This window comes from Candidatus Bathyarchaeota archaeon (assembly GCA_026014465.1).
In the GTDB taxonomy this organism is placed as follows: domain Archaea; phylum Thermoproteota; class Bathyarchaeia; order Bathyarchaeales; family Bathycorpusculaceae; genus JADGNF01.
The window spans coordinates 857,003-875,851 of the sequence record JAOZID010000010.1 but is presented as its reverse complement, the minus strand read 5'-3'; the positions used below and the strand labels follow the sequence as shown (position 1 = coordinate 875,851).

At 44.1% G+C, this 18,849-nt stretch carries 21 protein-coding genes, 1 tRNA gene and 1 rRNA gene; 14 read left to right on the top strand and 9 right to left on the bottom strand.

Going from position 1 to position 18,849, the window contains the following annotated elements; all coding sequences use genetic code 11:
- Positions 1–49: 49 nt before the first annotated feature.
- From NWF04_06695 to NWF04_06680, 4 genes are all read right to left on the bottom strand, one after another.
- Complete coding sequence (locus NWF04_06695) at positions 50–1,000, bottom strand: winged helix-turn-helix domain-containing protein (GenBank protein ID MCW4006263.1); 951 nt, start codon at positions 998–1,000, stop codon at positions 50–52.
- Positions 1,001–1,801: 801 nt separating this feature from the next.
- Positions 1,802–3,496, bottom strand: a complete 1,695-nt coding sequence (locus NWF04_06690) for a hypothetical protein (GenBank protein MCW4006262.1) — start codon at positions 3,494–3,496, stop codon at positions 1,802–1,804.
- On the bottom strand, positions 3,493–4,287 hold the full coding sequence (locus NWF04_06685) for an ABC transporter ATP-binding protein (GenBank protein MCW4006261.1): 795 nt from the start codon (positions 4,285–4,287) through the stop codon (positions 3,493–3,495). The genes NWF04_06690 and NWF04_06685 overlap by 4 nt, the downstream gene beginning before the upstream one ends.
- Positions 4,288–4,529: 242 nt before the next feature.
- The gene (locus NWF04_06680; GenBank protein ID MCW4006260.1) at positions 4,530–5,396 is read right to left on the bottom strand and encodes a mechanosensitive ion channel family protein; all 867 of its coding nucleotides are present in this window, start codon (positions 5,394–5,396) and stop codon (positions 4,530–4,532) included.
- Positions 5,397–5,808: 412 nt separating this feature from the next.
- Between NWF04_06680 and NWF04_06675 the strand changes: the two genes are divergently transcribed.
- From NWF04_06675 to NWF04_06650, 6 genes are all read left to right on the top strand, one after another.
- Positions 5,809–6,390, top strand: coding sequence for a DUF996 domain-containing protein (locus NWF04_06675; GenBank protein MCW4006259.1), 582 nt, complete (start codon positions 5,809–5,811; stop codon positions 6,388–6,390).
- A gap of 160 nt (positions 6,391–6,550) precedes the next feature.
- Positions 6,551–7,246, top strand: coding sequence for a hypothetical protein (locus NWF04_06670; GenBank protein MCW4006258.1), 696 nt, complete (start codon positions 6,551–6,553; stop codon positions 7,244–7,246).
- Positions 7,221–7,517: a hypothetical protein gene (locus NWF04_06665; protein ID MCW4006257.1), complete on the top strand. Its 297-nt coding sequence runs from the start codon at positions 7,221–7,223 to the stop codon at positions 7,515–7,517. Before NWF04_06670 ends, NWF04_06665 begins: the two co-directional genes overlap by 26 nt.
- A gap of 95 nt (positions 7,518–7,612) precedes the next feature.
- Positions 7,613–8,551 carry an ABC transporter ATP-binding protein gene (locus NWF04_06660; GenBank protein ID MCW4006256.1) on the top strand — a complete coding sequence of 313 codons (939 nt, stop codon included), beginning with the start codon at positions 7,613–7,615 and terminating at the stop codon, positions 8,549–8,551.
- Between the two features lies 1 nt (position 8,552).
- Complete coding sequence (locus NWF04_06655; protein MCW4006255.1) at positions 8,553–9,353, top strand: ABC transporter permease; 801 nt, start codon at positions 8,553–8,555, stop codon at positions 9,351–9,353.
- A gap of 110 nt (positions 9,354–9,463) precedes the next feature.
- On the top strand, positions 9,464–9,787 hold the full coding sequence (locus tag NWF04_06650) for a winged helix-turn-helix domain-containing protein (protein MCW4006254.1): 324 nt from the start codon (positions 9,464–9,466) through the stop codon (positions 9,785–9,787).
- Between the two features lie 56 nt (positions 9,788–9,843).
- Here NWF04_06650 and NWF04_06645 read toward each other — a convergent pair whose 3' ends face one another.
- The gene (locus NWF04_06645; GenBank protein MCW4006253.1) at positions 9,844–10,761 is read right to left on the bottom strand and encodes a phosphatase PAP2 family protein; all 918 of its coding nucleotides are present in this window, start codon (positions 10,759–10,761) and stop codon (positions 9,844–9,846) included.
- A gap of 537 nt (positions 10,762–11,298) precedes the next feature.
- On the opposite strand from NWF04_06645, the gene NWF04_06640 reads away from it, so the two are divergent.
- The 3 genes from NWF04_06640 (at position 11,299) to NWF04_06630 (ending at position 13,358) form a co-directional block, all read left to right on the top strand.
- Positions 11,299–11,688 carry a hypothetical protein gene (locus tag NWF04_06640; protein ID MCW4006252.1) on the top strand — a complete coding sequence of 130 codons (390 nt, stop codon included), beginning with the start codon at positions 11,299–11,301 and terminating at the stop codon, positions 11,686–11,688.
- Between the two features lie 99 nt (positions 11,689–11,787).
- Positions 11,788–12,045, top strand: coding sequence for a hypothetical protein (locus tag NWF04_06635; protein ID MCW4006251.1), 258 nt, complete (start codon positions 11,788–11,790; stop codon positions 12,043–12,045).
- Positions 12,046–12,065: 20 nt separating this feature from the next.
- Positions 12,066–13,358, top strand: a complete 1,293-nt coding sequence (locus NWF04_06630; GenBank protein ID MCW4006250.1) for a tyrosine-type recombinase/integrase — start codon at positions 12,066–12,068, stop codon at positions 13,356–13,358.
- Between the two features lie 57 nt (positions 13,359–13,415).
- Here NWF04_06630 and NWF04_06625 read toward each other — a convergent pair.
- The 4 genes from NWF04_06625 to rrf all read right to left on the bottom strand — a co-directional run bounded on the left by NWF04_06625 (position 13,416) and on the right by rrf (position 15,966).
- Positions 13,416–13,503 (bottom strand) — tRNA-Leu (locus NWF04_06625).
- An 81-nt stretch (positions 13,504–13,584) separates the two neighbouring features.
- Positions 13,585–14,406 (bottom strand): helix-turn-helix domain-containing protein, encoded by an 822-nt coding sequence (locus tag NWF04_06620; protein ID MCW4006249.1) that lies wholly within the window; start codon positions 14,404–14,406, stop codon positions 13,585–13,587.
- A 281-nt stretch (positions 14,407–14,687) separates the two neighbouring features.
- The gene (gene hypE, locus NWF04_06615; GenBank protein MCW4006248.1) at positions 14,688–15,755 is read right to left on the bottom strand and encodes a hydrogenase expression/formation protein HypE; all 1,068 of its coding nucleotides are present in this window, start codon (positions 15,753–15,755) and stop codon (positions 14,688–14,690) included.
- A gap of 91 nt (positions 15,756–15,846) precedes the next feature.
- Positions 15,847–15,966 (bottom strand): 5S ribosomal RNA (gene rrf / locus NWF04_06610).
- Between the two features lie 356 nt (positions 15,967–16,322).
- On the opposite strand from rrf, the gene NWF04_06605 reads away from it, so the two are divergent.
- Genes NWF04_06605 through NWF04_06585 form a run of 5 tightly spaced genes read left to right on the top strand, consistent with a single transcriptional unit; the run spans position 16,323 to position 18,811 of the window.
- Positions 16,323–16,811, top strand: a complete 489-nt coding sequence (locus tag NWF04_06605) for a 50S ribosomal protein L22 (GenBank protein ID MCW4006247.1) — start codon at positions 16,323–16,325, stop codon at positions 16,809–16,811.
- Positions 16,811–17,953 (top strand): 30S ribosomal protein S3, encoded by a 1,143-nt coding sequence (locus NWF04_06600; GenBank protein MCW4006246.1) that lies wholly within the window; start codon positions 16,811–16,813, stop codon positions 17,951–17,953. The genes NWF04_06605 and NWF04_06600 overlap by 1 nt, the downstream gene beginning before the upstream one ends.
- Complete coding sequence (rpmC, locus tag NWF04_06595) at positions 17,953–18,216, top strand: 50S ribosomal protein L29 (protein MCW4006245.1); 264 nt, start codon at positions 17,953–17,955, stop codon at positions 18,214–18,216. The genes NWF04_06600 and rpmC overlap by 1 nt, the downstream gene beginning before the upstream one ends.
- Positions 18,213–18,494, top strand: coding sequence for a ribonuclease P protein component 1 (locus NWF04_06590; GenBank protein MCW4006244.1), 282 nt, complete (start codon positions 18,213–18,215; stop codon positions 18,492–18,494). The genes rpmC and NWF04_06590 overlap by 4 nt, the downstream gene beginning before the upstream one ends.
- On the top strand, positions 18,494–18,811 hold the full coding sequence (locus NWF04_06585) for a 30S ribosomal protein S17 (GenBank protein MCW4006243.1): 318 nt from the start codon (positions 18,494–18,496) through the stop codon (positions 18,809–18,811). Before NWF04_06590 ends, NWF04_06585 begins: the two co-directional genes overlap by 1 nt.
- Positions 18,812–18,849 lie beyond the last annotated feature (38 nt).

Below are 18,849 nucleotides of genomic sequence, written 5' to 3'. Positions count from 1 at the left end.
TTATCAAATTCTTGTTTGAGATAGTTCTTATCAAAAGAGCGCCTTTGAGTCAATCAACAGACACTCCATAGCCGCTTGCTTTTTCAACAAATTCGCCCCACATTGGCAACTGTTGCCCCTCTTGCGGCTCATGCGTTTCTAAAAATTGCAACATACCCATTACCTGCGTCTTAAGCCCCAACCTTTCCGCTTCCTGCAGCAGGTATGTTTTGTCAATTTGCTTTTCGGTTTTTTTAAACAGCAAAAGAGCGTAAGTTATGTATCGCACATTGCCCGGCTCCACAAGGAGCGTGTGCAGTATAGCATCTTCAGGCTTGATTGCCTTCTTGCTTGTTGAGTAAAAGTAAATGTCAAAGTCAGAGAAAAGCGGAAGACCATACTGGACAAAAATGGACGTCACAGTTTTGTAGAAATTGTCTGAGGGCAGCTTTGCAGTTTTGGGCGCTCTGACTAGAAAGTCCATGCCGTGCTGCCATAGAATTACCGCGTTTTCTGAGAGGGTTTTGGAAATTTTGTTGGCAAAATACTGTTGGTATTCCTTTAGGAATTCTATAAGGACTGGGAATTGCGGGTTAATTTGGTAGCTTTTTTGGGTTTGGGTGATTATGCCTCTTGCTTTTAGTTCTTTGAGATAGCGCCAAAGCGTAGCACCTGAAAAACCCGACAATTTGCTCTCTTTGTCAGTGAGTGCTTGGAAGAGGATTTCGATTGCTTTTCCAGACAGGACGTTTTCCCAATCCACATAATCATAAGCAACCAGTAAATCTCTAAGCAGAGAAGCATGTTTTGCCTCATTGAAGCATGCGTATTTCCTATTTCCTTGCTCGGTTGTTTGGACTAGCCCTTTACGCTTCAGCTTGTTTAAATTGTGAGAAAGAAGAGATGGCTTAATTGAAAGTGACCGCCTGATTTGCGGCAGAGACTGCTTTCTATTAGCGATTTCTCTAAGCAACTGCAACTCTGCATGACTGAAAGCGTATTCTGGGTCCAAATGTCTCATGGTAATTTCATATAATTAAAAACCTATTTAAATATTTTAATAATATGAAATGGCTCCAATTAAGAAGTAGTAAGTCCCAACCGTTACAATCGCCACTACGCCCTAAAAGAAATGAAAACAGAAGAACAACAACAGTTGGAAAAATGGCTTGTTGTTGTTCTTTTGTTAAGTGCTGGAATTAATTGAAAGAAGAAGACAAGTATGTGTGTGCGGCTTTGTCTTCTTCTTCCATCAATTTAATAGATGATCGGTATTTGGAAAGAAGAACAACAGTTTCCGTAGGAATTTAGCCGTTTTTCTTCTTCTAAACTAATCGCTCCTGAGACAATAGTTAGTCAGCCAGAACCGTTTACATGCTTAAACTCCAGAAGCACAGCCTCTTTAGGCAAGCGTTCTGCCCCTATCGAGTAACTCAACTTAAGAGTTTGAGGAGAACTCCCGCTAATAAACCAAACAAAACAGCGATAATTATTACGGCGATAATGAAGCGTGCTCCAATAGCTTTTGCCCCTTGTATAAGTCGCAGTCCAATGGCGACAAACAGAGAAAAAACGACGCCGACGAGAATGGATGTAGTTAAAGATGCTTCGGGAAATAAGAGAATGCTGATGAGTGGTATTATCAAGACAGGCAAAATTAAGCATAGAATAACCAAAGATAACTTACCTGTCCACAACATCATAACACCCACAGGCTTGTTATCTACTTAGAAATTAAAGAGTTGCTCCCTCTGAGGGAGTGCGACTAAAAAGGAATCAGAACCTTATCGAGTTGCGCTGATAAGCCTCGCATGATATGCTCTTAAATAGCGTCGGGGTCAGCAAGCAACTGTTCAGCATTATCCACTGCAACCCCCCGAAAGATGTACGTCATAGAAACTGCGATTACGCCGCTTAACAGTAATGCAAGATAAACATAGTATTCTGGAAGCTGCAGTATGGTTGGGAGAAATGAAACAGCAAAAATGCTCAAGGCATAGGGAATAATCGGGGCAATAATAGCTGCACCGATGGCAACACAGAGGATAAATCCAAGTAGAGCCCACTTTGGCTTAACCATCTTGCTAACGCCAAAGATACCTCTTGGTTCAGCCGCTTTGATTCCGATGGCAACTGAAATAGCAGATAGAGAAAAAATCAAGAACACCGCTTCAAGCAAAGTCACGGCTATAACCAGCGCCGGTGGTCTAAACACAATACCGCCAATTACTGAACAAATCAAAGTAATCGATAGGGCAAAGAATGATAGGAAGAAAATTTTTGCTTTAGCAATCGACTTGGCAGAAATAGGCGACGAAAACAAATACCAAATACTATTGCCCTCCAAAGTTGTCAGCAATGTTCCCAAAAGAGGAAGCATCATAAGCCCTGGAATTAACGTTATTAGAACAAACAAAAATGAGTAACCGCCCATTGGTACAGGACTTGTTTGAGGCGCCCTCAGAACATTAAAAAAAACAAGCATAAGCATACTTATGGGAAAAATAAAGATAAAACTTAACTCATGGCGTCTAGTAACCGTTTTAAACTCTTTTTTCATAAGTGCTGCCTCAACAGTGGAGAAACCTAGCTTTGCAAACAAGCTCTGCTTGGGCATATAGACGCCGCTTGATAGCCTAATTGTGGGTAACTGATACAGTCCAAATCGAGTGTTAACGTATGTTGCCACATAGAAGATAGCGGCTATGAAACCAAGACTTGCCAAAGAGAAGAGAAACGCTTCCATCCAGAGGTTGCTGGCGAATGCAGAGAGCGCCATGCCCGGCCACACATAAGGAATAAACCAAAGCATCCTTTGCCCGCCAGCTACGGCTTCAAAGAGAAGCGTAGGCGTTACTTGATTAATGATCGAATAGTAAACCGCATAAAATACAATCATTGCGCCTATGGAGAAGGCGAGTCTTAGCCAGATGGCGCTTCTTCCAGCACCCTTTGTTACTGCGCCAAGTAGCCTGAGCTGTAGGGTTTTGAAGACCTCGGTTGTTGCGCTGGCTAAGAGCAGGCTTGCCGATAATGCCAATACGGTGAGGATTGCAATGGGGATTATCCCCATAAAAACAGACACCGTCAAAACGGCTGAACTGATTAAAATTGTGATTGCTAAGGGTAAGCCAAGCAGGCTCGATATTATGGATGCTAAGGTGTGTTCTTTCCAAGAGATGGGAAACCAGTACATGGGCTGAACTGAAACTTTAGCGCCCATGCGTTGTACCTGATTTATCTGAGTAAAGACTACTCCGTAGAGCAGAACAATGGTCGGGATAGTTACTAAGAAGTATTTTGCGCCATCTAAAACAGCGCTTTGCATTGTCTGGCTGGATGCTGAGTAAAAGTTGCCGATTAATCCTCCCGCTATTATGCCTATCAAACAAGCCAGCAAATACATGCCGTAGGTGAATAGTTTGTTCTCTTGGTATCTTCTAAGCTTGGATTCTTGAATTGTTCGTTTAGCTTTCCGATTTACACTTATAAGCAGTAGGACGGTTTTCCAGTTCATTTCGAGAGTGCCTCAACAATGGGTTGGACATCATCTGTTCCAGTAAGCTTGAGGAAAATGTCTTCTAAGGCTGAATTGGGCATTTTTGCCTGCTGCCTCAACTCATCCATCGTCCCAACTGCAATTAACTTTCCTTCATACATTATGGCTATGCGGCTGCATATAGCTTGGGCAATCTCCAACACATGAGTCGATATAACGGTGGTTACATTCTGCTGGGCTAATTGGTGCAGCAGGTCCTTGACGATTTTAGCTGACTTTGGATCAAGAGTATTTAGCGGTTCATCTAAGAGCAGCAGTTCGGGTTTGTGCATGAGCGCTGATATAATTAGAATTTTCTTTTTCATACCCTCCGAATAACCACTTATCATGTCACCTTCCCTGCCCTCTAAACTCAGCGCCTTGAGGAACTCTTCGATCCGTTTTTTCTTCTCCCCCAAATCCATCCCAAAAACGTCGCCAGCAAAGTCAAGGAACTCAAGCCCAGTCAAAAACTCGTAAGCGCCAGCATCTTCAGGCACGTAGCCCACTCTCTTTTTTACTCCGATAGAATTCTGCTGCAGGGGAAGGTCTAAAACGTTTATGGTTCCGCTGTCAGGCTTGACTAAGCCCAGCATCATTTTAATGAGCGTTGATTTGCCTGAACCGTTGGGGCCTAAAAGACCGATAACTTCACCTTTTCTTACCTCTAAGGTAAGACTATTTACTGCTGTCACATCACTGTAGCGTTTAGAAACACCCGTCAATTTTAATGCTAAAGAACCAGACACAATAGCGTTAGTTTTGAGCAAGTTTAACCCCTCTAATCATTAGAGTTTACCGCATTTAGATTTTTGGCATGCCCCTCTTCAAGCGGGCAACCACTGCATAGACTGGTATTATTTCGTATTTTTGTTTGTACCTCATTCCGAGGGAGTTCAATTTATATCCGCTAAAGATTAACTTTGAAATATCCTGATGCCTAAGCCTTTTCTTAACAATTTTAACGTTAACATTTGACGACAAATAACACGCAAGTTTCTTTAGTCAATAGTTAATTTGGCTTGAAATCAACTGACTTGTTGATGTAGACTGTGCTTGTTGGGAATGCCATTTCTATTCCTTCACATTCAAACGCTTCCTTAATTGCCAAGTTTATTTTCTCCTGCGTATCCAAGTATGTGCCGTAATCAGATGAGTTCACATAATAGATAACAAGATACTTTAGACTGTAATCGGCGAACTCGGTAAAGTTAACCCTATCTAATTCGGCGAACTCAATCTTGTCGAAGATTTCTTTTATGATAAGCGGGATTTTTCGCAGTTTCTCCGATGACGTGTCATATGTCACGCCCAAGTTGAAGGTTACACGCCTCTTCTCTAGCTTCCTAAAGTTCCGTACGCTATGCTCCGTTAGCTCCTTGTTAGATATAACGAGTTCTTCACCTTGTAGGAGTTGGAGCCTGGTTGACCGGATGCCGATGTTTTTTACAGTACCACTATAATCGCCTACCACGATAAAGTCTCCAATCTCAAAGGGGCGGTCAAAATAAATGGAGAAAGTGCTGAAGAACTCACTTAGTACCGTTTGTAGGGCAAACGCGATGGCGATGCCTCCGACGCCCAAGCCCACGATTGCGCCGCTGAGGTCAATGTTGAAGACAGATAGTATGATAAGAAAAGCAAAGATGAAAATCACTGCTTGAACAGCTTTTTTGAGAATAAACAAAATATGCTTGCTGCTTTTCCCAGCTATGAGTTTATTTCGGTCAGCATACCAGTCCGCTAGTATGTTTGAGACTCTGGTTAAGGCAAATGCGCCTAGTAAGATTTGGAGTACCGTGAACAATTCGTTTAAGGTATCCCTGTATGGTTGTAAGAATGATAGCGGTTGGAGGGCATACTCTATTCCCAGTATCACTATCATTATTACTATTATTGTTCTCACGGCGACGAGTATGTCATCGTCTATTGTGGTCTCAGTCTTCTTTGCCCATCTAGAAAAGTACCTGCTAAAAACAAGGTAAGTGCCCCATCCTACAACAGCAATAGTAACGAATAGGATAATGGACGCTAAGATTTCAGCGTTAGCAGCATTTGTATTGAGTATTTGCTGAAGAGTTTCTGAAAGGGTAGCCGTATTACATCTCTCGCTTCAATTTTTTAAATCGAATACCTTGCCAAAAATCTGGTAAAGAGGTAAAAAGCTGACTCATTCGGAGGGAGTTCAGTTTATAAGTGCTTAAAATCCACCTGATGCTAGACGCCTAAACTCTGGTTAATCGAAAAGGGGGTAGAGGAGAATAAACGTTAACTTTCAATGCAGCAAAACCGTGGCAATCGAAGCTACAATATTGCTTTTGCTCGGCTTAATTCCATTCGTCGGCTGGGGCTTAGGCGTAATAGGCATAGTTCTACTCCTTCAAGCAACAAAAGAATTCTCAAACTATTATCAAGACGAAGGCATCCACAAAAATACTCGGATGGGCCTCAAATACTATTCAGTCGCTTTAATTGCAGTTGGAGCAGCCATTGCAGCAATGCTGGTTAGTTTTGCCTCCGCAGGTCTATTTGCAGGAGCAACCTTCGAGTTCACCATAGGCTTTGAAATTGGATTAATCATTCTTATCGGAGGTCTCATAACGGGTTTTGTGTTCTTCGTGCTTGCTACAACTTATCTGAGGAAAACATTCAATGCACTTGCTGAGAAGTCTGGAGACACATTGTTTAAAACTGCAGGCACTTTGCTCTGGTGGGGTTCCGTATTCTCCATACTATTAGTCGGATTACTGCTGATATTGATTGCATGGATATTTGCCGCCCTTGGCTTCTTCAGTATGAAACCTCGACATTACTCGCTGCACAATCAACCAAACGGCTATACGCCACCAACGCTCTTATATAAAGCATATTGAGGAAGCAAGAACCTTCCAAATACAAAATAAGCAAAGGACCTAACCAATAGATAGATTTCCACTGTCAACTCATTCAGGGGGAGTTTAGTTTATATTCACTTGGAGTCAACGTAAATGTTTTGACTCTTAAGCCTTCATTACGAGTTTAGGCGGTAATAACATGTCAGAGAAAAAAGTTGGAACCAACTCAGGATTAACAGAGGAAAGCGTAGTTTCGAAAGTCTCTGAGTTAATGGAAACTCTTGACCAAGTCAAAAAATACAACGCGCTCTCCAGTTCTCTAAAGAAATTCGCCCTGATTGTTATCAGTTCGATCATAGTTTTCCTAGCAGTAGGCGCGTCAATAGGCTTCCTAAACTTAGCTATACCCCTTGACAAACCTCACATCATCATAATATCTGTTCTGTCACTTTTTATCCCCATTACGGGCGTTGCAATAGGCGTATTGGTAGTTAGAAAAAATGTCGATTCAGTCCGAACAGGTGACTGGAAAGAAGCGCTCTCTCAGGGCTTTCCCTCAGCACTAGAAATCTTGCTGGATTTGGATTGGGACGAAACATTTGACAAAATTTCGAGAGGACGACTAAGCTATGCCGTATATGGGTTGCTTAAAGCTGTCGCCTACTGGGTAATAACATTCTTTGCGATAGGTATAGCAGAGAATTTTATCACATTTACCCTATTTCACCGAATAGATGTAATCGGTGGTCCTTTGTTAGGCCTAGTTTCGCTGCTGGTAGTCTTCTTACTGCTAAGAAACGACCTTTCGAGGCGTTATAATCAGATTAGGGCATTAGATAATCTTCTTTGGGAGTTACGGTGGTTTAGCAATGAACTCAGGAGAGCCGAGTTCTAAACCTGACCTCTACGTCATCGCCCGAATAATCAAGGCGCTGAAAGAGAAAAACAGGATGAATAAAACAGCCCTCGCCACTACAACGGGTCTAGCATATGATAAACTGATTAAGTATTTAGGCTGGATGTCTGAGAAGGGCTTCATCACAATTGACGAAAACGGCTTGGTCGTTTTAACAAAAGAAGGCGCTCAAGCATACGACGACTTTGTGCAGTGGATAATGAAGTATGTGGGGCAACTCAAATTCCCAAGATTAGGCATAAAAACTTAAACTATCTTTTTTTCCGTTGTTTCTTAATTACTCCCTCGGAATGAGTCCGCCTTTTAAGTGTCTCCGCTAATGGACTGAGATAAAGGTGAATCAAAATGCCATCAATTGAAGCAGTAAACCTATCGAAACAGTACGGTTCTTTTACTGCTGTTTCAAACCTAAATCTCAAAGCGGAAGGCGCAAAATGCGTCGGTTTTCTTGGCCCTAACGGCGCGGGAAAAACAACAACCCTCAAAATGTTTACCGACCTAATCACGCCTTCTTCGGGAAAAGCTCTCATAAACGGAGTTGACGTGCACAAACAGAAAGAGAAAGCACTCGCATCTGTCGGCGCATTAATTGAAACCCCAGAAATCTACTCCTCACTAACCGCAAGAGAAGCACTAAAAATGATTGCTGAAATCCGAGGAGTGCCAAGTTCTGAGCAACAGAGCAGAATAGAATATTCAATCTCAGAAGTTAAAATGGAAGACTGGATTGACAAAAGAGTCAACAAGTTCTCCAAGGGCATGAAACAGAGAATATGCATAGCCTCAGCGCTTCTAAGCGACCCTTGTATAATTCTGCTAGACGAACCCACCTCAGGGCTGGATCCACGGGGAATGAGCGAAGTCAGAGATATAATAAAGTCCCTAAAAAACCATCAAAGACTGATTTTCATGAGCTCACACATTCTCAGTGAAGTCGCAGATGTCTGCGATGAAGTTGCAATGGTTGATCAAGGTAAACTGATCGTCCATGACACACTTGCTAACGTAACAGCAAAGGCATCTAACGGAGAAAACATCGTCGAAGTAGGCATACGCCACTCAATCACACCTGGAATAATGAGCAAGGTCACTTCAATTTCGGGCGTAGAGTCGGCTGACGAAAAAGATGAGAATACGCTGTTGGTTCATTTTGCGGGCGGAATTGACGTGCAGGAACGAGTTCTCGCCGATATTTTCGCTTTGAAAATTGGGTTAGTCAGCTTCAAACCGGCATCATCAGCGCTTGAAGAGGCTTATCTCAAACTAGTAAAAGGAGGAAAATAAAATGATTAGAACAAAATCTGGATGTATTAACAAAGTTCCGTCCAAATTCGCACAGATAGGCGTCATAATGAAGTATACCTTGCTTGACTATATCAGGTCAAGGCGTTTTCTTATACTGATGGCTTTAACGCTTGTAATGAGCGTGGCTTTAGCTTATTTCGTGGGCAAGGGTATCTTTGGATTATGGGGAACATTTTCGCCCATATTCATAACGCTGTCAGTAGTTTTCTTTGGCGGAGATGCCATATCTGGCGAGTTCCAGAATAAAACAGGATACTTTAGTGTTCCAAACCCTATTAGCAGGTCAGTGATTTACATAGGTAAGTGGTTGTCCGCTTTCATAGCAGCATGCATCACATTTGGCGTATTTGCAGCGTCTATAACGTTGACTGGGCTGTACTATAACGCTGTTCCGTCTGAATTTGGTTTGTCAGTGCTGTTTGCCTACTTCTACCTTGCAGCCATCGTTGGATTCGTCTTCTTTGTAAGCTCACTATTCAAGAGCAGCACTAACGCATTCATTGTAGACATTGTTGTTCTCATGTTAGGATTTAGTATCATCAGCCAAATTGCAGGTATGATTCCTGTAGAACCATGGTTTAGCCTAAGTTACGGCGGATCAATTATGTCAACTATACTTCAAAACCCCTATCCGCCTAATGTAACTGTGAACCACTTTGGCAGCACAACAATGACATCCTACAATCCTACTGTTCCAGAAGGATTAGCAATCATGGCAGTCTACCTAATTGTTACGACAGTCGTAGGCTTGATTATGTTCAAGCGCAAAGAGTTCAATTAGGAATCTGATATGAAAACGATGCATACGTCAGAGCTAAAAGATGTCAAGGCAGGCTGTTTTTTTATCAGCCTTCCAAACAATACGTTACAACGATGTGGACATAACGTTCCATGACAACCCCCCTTTTTCCTCCTTTTTGGAAACTTTTAACTGGCAATAGAGGCGGACCAAGCAGAGCGATTATACTCAGAACCCTAAAAGAAGAACCACAAAACGCTAATCAACTTTCAAAGCGCCTTAAGCTTAGCTATAAAACCATCACCCATCATCTTGAAATTCTCCAAAAGAACCATCTTGTTCGTACAATTCAAGACGGATACGGTACAACATATTGTTTGTCACAAGCTATGGCAAGCAACTATCGACTTATTGAGAAACAAATAAGCGAAACAGCAATAGAAAACGCCACTCAGACCTTTTCAACATCTAATTGATTCCAACTCATAAGAAGGATAATCAAAAAACTTAGCCCCACCCGTCCAATTTTTTCTCAGAGTTGGGGAATATGCTTTTTTAATAGGTTCAAGCGGCAAGACAGGAATGGCAAAATTGTATTTACAGCTATGAAAGCGACGGTAGCATAGGCAATTCCGCCTAAAACGTCAACGAAATAGTGTTCACCTAAGTAAACTGCGCTAAACCAAGTTCCAACAGGAAAAACTATCATCGGGAGAGCTTTCCATTTCCAAGTCTTGAAGGCAAAGAGGAAAACCAGCCAAGGTAAAGCTGAGTGCATACTTGGAAAAGCAGCATACAAGTCTGGATTGAGGAAATTAAAAATCCACTTGTAAACCGGAAGACCTAAGCTAGCATCCACTGAAGTGGTTAAGATTGGGGTAACGTTTGGAATGGCAATCCATGGAGGAGCTACGGGATAGAAAAGAAATGTTATCAGCGCAGAGAAGGTACATACGCCAAATGCAATCATGTATTTCCAGTAGTTTTTAGGGCTTTTCTTCCAAAGAACGAATGCAAATATTGTTGGGAGAAAGAAATAAGCTGAATAGAAGAATGCGCCTGTGTAATCTAAAATAGGCATTCGGATAGTTTGCTGTAGAAGCAAACTGGGAATTTGACCAAATAACTGCATCTCCAAATTAAGTGGACCTGAATTGAGACGGTTTGCAACGGTCATACCAACTACGCTATAGAGGATTTCGTAGGAGACAAAAATAGTAATGAATGGAAGCCAATCCTTCAAGAAACCCCAAGTTTTCTTGTTGTACGCTGCGTAAACCAGAAAACCTAAAATCAGAAACTCCGGACCAGGCATTATTTTGTAAGCAAAACAGAAAATAGCTAAAGCAACAGAATAGAGAACAGGAAAAAGAAGAGCAAAGAAGCGGGAAGAGTGATAGTCAACCCTGAGTTCTAAGTTAAGCTTGTGTTCGTCTTTTTTCTTTACCATTAGCCAACGCCAAGAGAAGATTGAACGGAAGGAACGCTCAACCCTGTTATTTGTCAAAAGGTCTGATAGAGAAGTAAAAAACATGCCTCATTCCGAGGGAGTTCTCTTTTTATGCTTCAAGCTAGTTACAAAAACCTTTGACAGCCAAGAAGAGACACCAAAAAACGATGTGCCGAAGAACTGCCCAAAGCCCCTTCAATTCTCCCTTTAGTCTCTTCTTGGTTGCCCTTTCATTAGTGTATGGAACATAACTAATGACCTGAACAGTGATATAATCTACAATTCTGACGATTCAAAGAGACACTCGCTGGCAATGGATTACTGTTCTACACTAGTATCAAACTCCCTCCGAGGGAGTTCGCCTTTTATGGTTAATTTCAACGGTCTAGAAATCAACTAAGGTGAGCCGCTTGGTAATCACTCAATGTAGGTATTTGATAATATGATATTTTTGCTGCCATACTTCTTTAAACTAAACTTCCTTCAGCCAGCGGCATCACAGTTTTTGCCTCCTTCCCGTCTGGGGAGTAGACATCTATGGCGGGGAAGCGAGGTAAAGGCACATGTCTTAAGGTTTTTAGCGGTAGAGAAGCCAGCCTTAATTTCCTAATATTTTTGATTCTCTATCCAGATGGGAAGCTTTTGGCGAGTTACGACATATTCAAAGAAGTTAGAGCCATCAAGGGGTTTAGGCACAAGGGAAAACAAAACGTCGATAGACGAGTTAAAGCGCTCTATAAACAGCATTGGCTGGAAACTCAAGGCATTAGGTATTCAAGACCACATTTTATCTCACCCCTCTACAAGTTGAGCGTAAGAGGAAGAGCGGCTATAGAACTGAGAAAAAAAGACCTGAATGTTTTACTTCTAACGGCTCCAGAAGACCAGCTCCAAGCGTTGATAACTGCGCTAAAGATGTATCCTTAAAAGAATAGTCTCGTTGCCGCCCTCTACAACGAGATGATCTCGTTGCGACGATAGATAGTTTTTACGTTCTGCCTGAGAGTTGGTCAAGGTGACAAATAGTTGAAGCCCAAACGAGTAACCATTCAAGAAATCATCGCAGACATCGGCGCTATCCTAAACAAAATCAACACTGTGCTAAGCGACCATGAACAAAGACTACAACTAATTGAAGAGCTGGACCTTAAAATTGAGCTTGAACTGCTAAAGTCAAGAATTCTTGTGATTTCCGACCAGAAAAAACAGGCTAAGGCTTTACAGGCACTAAAGAATCTGTGTAATGCTTTCGGCATTCCTGACTTAGAACAAATTGAATCGTAGTTTAGGTAGAGTGGGAGGGAATGGCTGAACTTACACCAAACGCGACACAACCCCCAGACTGCGTATTTGGCACCACCAAAGCCGGTTCAAACTCATGTAAGTCGGAGTCTGCAGACGGCTCCGCCGACGTCAGCCCCCAATGCCCACGATGCAACTCCAAAAAAGTTTGGCGGGATGGCAACCGAATTTTTTATGGACAAAAGATTCAACGATGGATCTGCCGGGACTGTGGCCTGCGATTCTCAGACCCAAACGACCTGCAGCAGGCAAAGCGAACCATTGAAAATATTTCAACCGTTGATACGAAGTCATTAAAAACCTTCGAGGGCATACTAGAGGGTAGCCAAATATGCGTCATGGAGACGAAAAACTTGGCAGCAGAACCTCAAACAGCCGAAGTTCTGCGGAGAAACGAACCTGACGTAAAAGGAAAAATCGTTGAATACATCTGGTGGTTGAAAAAAGGCGGCTACAGCGAACAAACCATACTTGGACGCTCAAAACTGCTCTTTGTTATGGTAAAACGCGGCGCAGACCTCTACGACCCCGAAACAATCAAAGCAGTCATAGCTAAACAAACCTGGAGCAACGGCAGAAAAAACAACGCAGTCGACGCCTACAGCTCATTCCTAAAAATGGCTGGCGGCAAATGGGACGCCCCACTATACCAATGCATACGCAAACTGCCCTTCATTCCCAAAGAAACCGAAATCGACCAGCTCATCGCAGGCTGCACCCAACGCGTGGCAACTTTCCTGCAGATGCTCAAAGAAACAGGCGCACGATGCGGCGAAATTTGGCAGCTCAAATGGGACGACATAGATTTCGAAAGCAAAGTCGTAAACATCACAGCCGAAAAAAACAGTAACCCAAGAGTCGTACACCTAAGCAATAAAATGTTGGAAATGCTGACGCAGATACCTAAAATCTACGGCGAAAGAATCTTTTCACATGCACCCATGCCAGTTGACCACTTCGGAACACTATTCTGCATTCAAAGAAAACGGTTAGCCCGCAAGCTCAGCAACCCAAGACTGATGAAAATCCACTTCCACACCTTCCGACACTGGAAAGGCACCATACTCTACCATCAAACCAAAGACATCTACTACGTCATGCAAAGGCTCGGCCACAAAAACATCAAAAACACGCTGCTATACATCCAACTCGAAGAAGCCCTCTTCCAAGGAGAAACCGACTACATCTCTAAAGTAGCTAAAACCGAAAAAGACGTCTGCAGCCTAATAGAGGCAGGATTTGAATATGTCACCGATTTTCAAGACGCTAAAATCTTTAGAAAAAGGAAGCTTTAACATGACAAAAAACCGCTTAACATCGCCAGAACAAACCCCCTGTAGTTTATTTATATATGGTGCAGGGGGTGGGATTCGAACCCACGAACGCCTACGCGATAGGGTCCTAAGCCCTACTCCGTTGACCTGGCTTGGAGACCCCTGCTTGTGTGGTATCGAAAAGTGAAAGCGGTTTTTCCTTAATATCTATTTACCTTTGGTGGGGGTTGGTTGTTGGGTTTTGGGTTTAGTTTTTGGGTGTGGGTTTGGTTTCTATGGCGGTTATCCAGGCGATTTCGAAGTAGTTTTTGGCGAGTTCGATGATGTCGGGGTTGTTGGAGAATATGGCTGGGGCTTGTGTTGGGTTGGTTTTGGCTGCGGTGCTGAGCAGGATTTTTTGGTCGTCAAAGATTCCGAAGTCGACGTTTAGGGGGGTTAGGATCATTCGGAGTTCGAAGTTTGGGTGTTTGTTGAGTTCTCGGGTGGGTTTGGTGAGGTCGGTTTTTTCTTCGGGTTTTTCGGTTAGGATTTGGACGTTTACGCCTCTTTTGGTGGCTGCACTGAATATGTCGGGGTGGTTTATGATGAGGGGTAAGAGTTTTTTGAGGGGGGTCATGAAGTACATGTGGGTTTGTGTTTTTTTGGCGATTTCTTGTACGGTGTGGACGATGGTTTCTTTTTTGGGGATTAGGACGAATTGGGCGTCGCTTGTTTGGGGTACGAGGTTTTCGTCTGTGTTCTGGTAGCTTTTTATTAGTTGGGAGGCTTTTTTTTGTATGTCTGTGTTTTCTTTTTCGCGTTGTTTTAGAAGCATCTGCAACCCATAGTTTATCGGCAGTGCCTTGAATTTTATGGGGGTGGTTACCATTTTTTCTACTAAGCCGATTTCTTGGAGTTGTGCTAGGGTGCGGTAGACGTCTGGTCGGGCGACGCCTGAGGCTTTGGCTATTTCTTGTGCTTTGGCTAAGCCTGTTCGTAGCAGTCCAAGATAGATTTTTGCTTGCACTCCGTTAAGCCCAAGCCGCACCAGAGTCTGTATATCATCTTCAACGCCTGCAGTTTCAGACAATACCCTTCCCGCCATTTTTCTGTCTCTCTTTCAAACTTCACGCTTAAAACCTTTTGCCAACTGTCGGTAGTAACCCTACCAACTAGAGCTTATAACATATCCACCGAATAGTTCTCCTCCCAATAGGAGGGAAATGAGGCATTGGGCGCACCTAATACTGATGTCTACTTTTGACCCTGCTGCTAACGACTACCGCCTTCTACAAACGCCAAGCGATATAACGGTGCCCACTTTGCCTCATTTATAAAAACCAAAAAATTGATGATTTTTACTTTTGTGGTTTAGCAAATGCGCGGGACAGGGTCGCCTACAGGTCTAGAGATTATGCGTTTGCCGCCCACGACCGTTTGCATGGCTACGCCGCTAAATTCTTCTGTGACTTCGCCGATTATCTGGGCATCTTTGCCTTCAGGTGTTTTTCTTAGGAAACTTTGTATTTCTTGGGCTTTCTCGGCTACGGCGCCTATGATTATTTTGCCTTCATTTCCTACTTCAAGCGGGTCAAGTCCGAGCATTTCACACGCGACGCGTACGTCTTCTCGGATGGGGATTTGGTTTTCCTGTACAAGTATGCCTGCGTTGGATTTTTCTGTCCATTCATGCAGTGCGTCTGCTAAGCCGCCTCGGGTGGCATCTTTCATAGCCACGACCCCGCCGACTTCCGCAAGCATGCGCTGTATCATTTGGTTAAGGGGTTTGACGTCTGAGAGGATTTCACTTGCGAATTTGAGTCCTTCCTGAGCTGAAAGAACCGCTAAGCCGTGGTCAGCTATGGTTCCCAAAAGAATGATTTTGTCGCCTGCTTTTAGGTTGGAATCCAGCAGCCACCGCGCCGAAAAATCAGGCTTGTACTGTTTGACTACTTCTATGTTGTGCTCTAAAGCGGGGGTTCTTTTGCCGATGCCTGAAACGTTCATTACGCACCCGCCTAAAGCGCCTTTCTCTACAACTTTGGTGTCGCCTGTAACTATGCCCACGTTTGCTTCCAAGCAGGTCTGGCGCATGCTGTCTAGGATTTTTTGGAAATCCTCCATGGATAAGCCTTCTTCTAGGACAAATCCGCAGGCTAAGGCGCGGGGTTCAGCGCCCAGTACGGCTATGTCATTGACGGTTCCTGATATGGCTATGCGTCCGATGTCGCCGCCTGGGAAAAATATGGGTTTAACCGCGTGGCTGTCACTTTTAATGACTATATCATCAACTACCGCGGAGTCATCCATTGCTTCCAAAGGAACCTCAGCGTTGCCAATGCCCGCAAACGCTTTGACAATGTAATCTTTAACTAAGTTGTGCATGACGGTTCCGCCTGCACCATGCATCATGGTTATCTGGGCTTTCTTCTCACTCATACAGTTGCCCTCGCATACGTCTAACCCCAAAACAGGAACATAAACACATCGCACAAAAAACCTTGAAACACAAGAAGAGGTAAGAATGAAGTGTTGCCAGCTTTCCCGTTTTCACGCGGCCGAAGACCGCACTACACATGGGAACGGAACACGGTTTAACTTCTGAGTTCGGAACGGGATCAGGTGGAACCCGCGCCCTTTGACCGGCAAACAATAGCCACATCACCACACTCCCCAATTAACCTTTCGCTTCTGTGCACGCAAATCATGCTTTGTTTTGTTGCTGGCGGCTTTTGTTTTTTCTGGAAGCAATCTTTGGTCTTTTTTGCAACGTGTTTGTTGTTGCCCGCCGCAGTTTTGGTTTTGCTTTTTGTGGTTTTTGTTGTTGGGGTTTGTGGAAAAACTATAATAGTTTATGTTTGCATCATTTTTTTGGACACTTCACGCTCGGATTCGTCTTTCTGAGTTGCGATTAGGTAGCTTATTTTATCTAAAACTTTGTCGGGTTATGGAAAGCCTTATAATTGGCGTTTACGCTGTTGTTTTGCGCAGTTGGAGAGATACGATTTGCCAAAATGGGGATACTCCATAATAACCGAAGAACTGGACCCTGAAAAGACCGTGAAAGCAAGCGGTCGAGAACTTAGGGTATCCCATAAACACGCCCGAGAAGTTTGCAGGACCATTAAGGGCATGACATTGACTAAAGCTAAGGATTACCTTAGGGATGTCATGGAGAAGAAGAAAGCCGTGCCCTTCCGCCGTTACCGTAAGAAGGCTGGTCACCGCGGAGGATTGGTGCGTGCTTTTGCTGGACGATACCCGATTAAAGCTTCTCAGCAGACCCTAAAGTTGCTGCAAAGCGCCGAGGCTAACGCTGAAAATCAAGGTCTAGACATTGACAGACTACAAATAACCCATGCAGCCGCATACCCGGGCATGAAAATCAAACGTTACATGCCCCGCGCTCATGGACGAGCCTCACCAAAATACGACACCCTAACCCACGTCGAAATCGTCCTCACCGAAAAACCCGACTCAGGAGAAACCGCATAATGTCCATAGTTAAACGCTTCATATCCGAAGCCATCAAAAACGCCGAAATCGACGAGTTCCTACAAAAACGTCTTGAACGCGCGGGATACGGCGGCGTAAACCTGTCCAAAACTCCCTTGGGAACCCACGTTGTTATCTACGCCATGCGCCCTGGTATTGTTATTGGACGCGGTGGAGAAACAATCAAAGGTTTAGCTGCTGTTTTGGAGGAGAAATTTGGTGTAGCTAACCCGCAGATTTCTGTTTCTGAAATTGAGGTTCCCGAACTTAACGCTTATGTAGTTGCTTCCCGTGTCGCTTCTGCCCTGCAAAGAGGAATACACTTCCGCCGCGCAGGTTTTTGGGCACTTAACCAAGTAATGGAAGCTGGCGCTTTAGGCTGCGAAATCGTCATCAGCGGCAAACTTCGCACTGAACGCGCAAGATTCGAAAAATTCCGCGCAGGCTACTTCCCCAGATGCGGCGACCCCGCCCTTACGTATATGCGCAAAACCGAAGCCCACGTACAACTCAAACCTGGCATGTTTGGCGTAAAAGTAAAAATCATGCCCCCAGACGCAAAGTTCCCAGACAAAATAACCGTTATAACCGACCTGCCACCCGAAGAACCTGAAGCTCCAATTATCGAAACAAAACCCCCAACACCCGCAGCTAAACCCGCAGCCAAAAAACCCGCTGAAGCAGAACAAGTCGTAGTCAAAGACGCACCCGAACCTGCACCACAACCCGAAGCACCCAAAGAAACAACAACCACCGCACAAACCGCTGAAGCCAAACCCCAAGTGGAAAAAACACCCGCTACCGAGGCTGCAGAAGTGAAACCCGTTGAAGTCAAAGAAAAGCCCGCCAAAGCAGCTCCTGAGCCTAAACCCGAGCCTAAGGTTGAAGAAACACCCGAGGTCAAGCCAGCTGCAGAAGCTCCTAAGACTGAGGTTGAGGAAAAACCCGCTGAAGAGCCACCTAAACCTGCTGAGGAAGCTCCTAAGGTTGAAGAGGCGCCTAAAGTTGAGAAAGCTCCTGAGCCTAAACCTGAAGCTAAAGAGGCTCCTAAACCCGAAGCAAAGGCTGAGGCTGTTAAAGAAGAGCCTAAACCTGAAGAGTCCAGTGCGGCTCCTGTTAAAACTGAGGAGGCATCTGAGTAATGGTGCTTTTGCGTCTAAAAGATATTGACAAGATGTCTTCAGCTGACCGTGCTAAGAAACTTGGGGAATTGCGGGCAGAGTTGTCTCGTATAAGAACCTTGATTAGTGCGGGTGGTGCTATTGAGAACCCCAGTAGGGTTTGGGTGATTCGTAAGACCATTGCACAGTTATTGACTGTGGAGAACGAGTACAAACTTGGCATCCGCAGCGCTGACGGCAAGGCGGCATCCCCCAAAAAAGGCAAAGGAAGTAAATCCAAATGAAAGTAACTCCTGACATCGTCCGTGAAGAATTCATAGGCACCCACGGCAAAGTCACCAGCAGCTGCCACGCTGGCTACGTAGGCATAAACGGCATGGTCATGGATGAAACCCGAAACACCTTCACCCTTCAACACGAAGGCAAAGCCAAAAGCATAGTTAAAGAATCAGCAGTTTTCACGTTTCAATTTTCCGACGGAACCGCCGTTCAAGTCGACGGCAAACTTCTCGTGGGAAAACCTGAAGACCGCCTCAAAAAAACCGTAAAGAGGTTATGGTAATGTCTCTGACTTTCAAGAAACCCAAAAAAACATGTGACGACAAAAACTGTCCCTTCCACGGAACCCTCCCCGTTAGAGGTCGCGTATTGGATGGTGTTGTTGCCACTTCAAAGATGGACAAAACTGTTATCGTTGAACGTGAGTACCTGCAGTTCTCAACCAAATATGTGCGGTACGAACGCAGACGAAGCAATATTCCCTCACACAACCCCCCATGCATTGACGCTAAAGAAGGCGACCGCGTAAAAATTGCTGAGTGCCGCCCAATTAGCAAGACCGTTTCCTTTGTTGTAGTCGAAAAGATGGAGGAGAAGTAAAATGGCTGCTAAAGCGAAACAAAGAGCCCTAGTCGCAA

Excerpts from the sequence above, each read along its gene's own strand:
- NWF04_06630 (MCW4006250.1), top strand. The coding sequence starts at position 12,066 with ATGGCTGAACTTACACCAAACGCGACACAACCCCCAGACTGCGTATTT.
- NWF04_06665 (MCW4006257.1), top strand. The coding sequence starts at position 7,221 with ATGAACTCAGGAGAGCCGAGTTCTAAACCTGACCTCTACGTCATCGCC.
- hypE (MCW4006248.1), bottom strand. The coding sequence starts at position 15,755 with ATGAGTGAGAAGAAAGCCCAGATAACCATGATGCATGGTGCAGGCGGA.
- NWF04_06670 (MCW4006258.1), top strand. The coding sequence starts at position 6,551 with ATGTCAGAGAAAAAAGTTGGAACCAACTCAGGATTAACAGAGGAAAGC.
- NWF04_06645 (MCW4006253.1), bottom strand. The coding sequence starts at position 10,761 with ATGGTAAAGAAAAAAGACGAACACAAGCTTAACTTAGAACTCAGGGTT.
- NWF04_06600 (MCW4006246.1), top strand. The coding sequence starts at position 16,811 with ATGTCCATAGTTAAACGCTTCATATCCGAAGCCATCAAAAACGCCGAA.
- NWF04_06585 (MCW4006243.1), top strand. The coding sequence starts at position 18,494 with ATGTCTCTGACTTTCAAGAAACCCAAAAAAACATGTGACGACAAAAAC.
- NWF04_06590 (MCW4006244.1), top strand. The coding sequence starts at position 18,213 with ATGAAAGTAACTCCTGACATCGTCCGTGAAGAATTCATAGGCACCCAC.
- NWF04_06655 (MCW4006255.1), top strand. The coding sequence starts at position 8,553 with ATGATTAGAACAAAATCTGGATGTATTAACAAAGTTCCGTCCAAATTC.
- NWF04_06650 (MCW4006254.1), top strand. The coding sequence starts at position 9,464 with ATGACAACCCCCCTTTTTCCTCCTTTTTGGAAACTTTTAACTGGCAAT.
- NWF04_06695 (MCW4006263.1), bottom strand. The coding sequence starts at position 1,000 with ATGAGACATTTGGACCCAGAATACGCTTTCAGTCATGCAGAGTTGCAG.
- rpmC (MCW4006245.1), top strand. The coding sequence starts at position 17,953 with ATGGTGCTTTTGCGTCTAAAAGATATTGACAAGATGTCTTCAGCTGAC.
- NWF04_06660 (MCW4006256.1), top strand. The coding sequence starts at position 7,613 with ATGCCATCAATTGAAGCAGTAAACCTATCGAAACAGTACGGTTCTTTT.
- NWF04_06690 (MCW4006262.1), bottom strand. The coding sequence starts at position 3,496 with ATGAACTGGAAAACCGTCCTACTGCTTATAAGTGTAAATCGGAAAGCT.
- NWF04_06640 (MCW4006252.1), top strand. The coding sequence starts at position 11,299 with ATGGCGGGGAAGCGAGGTAAAGGCACATGTCTTAAGGTTTTTAGCGGT.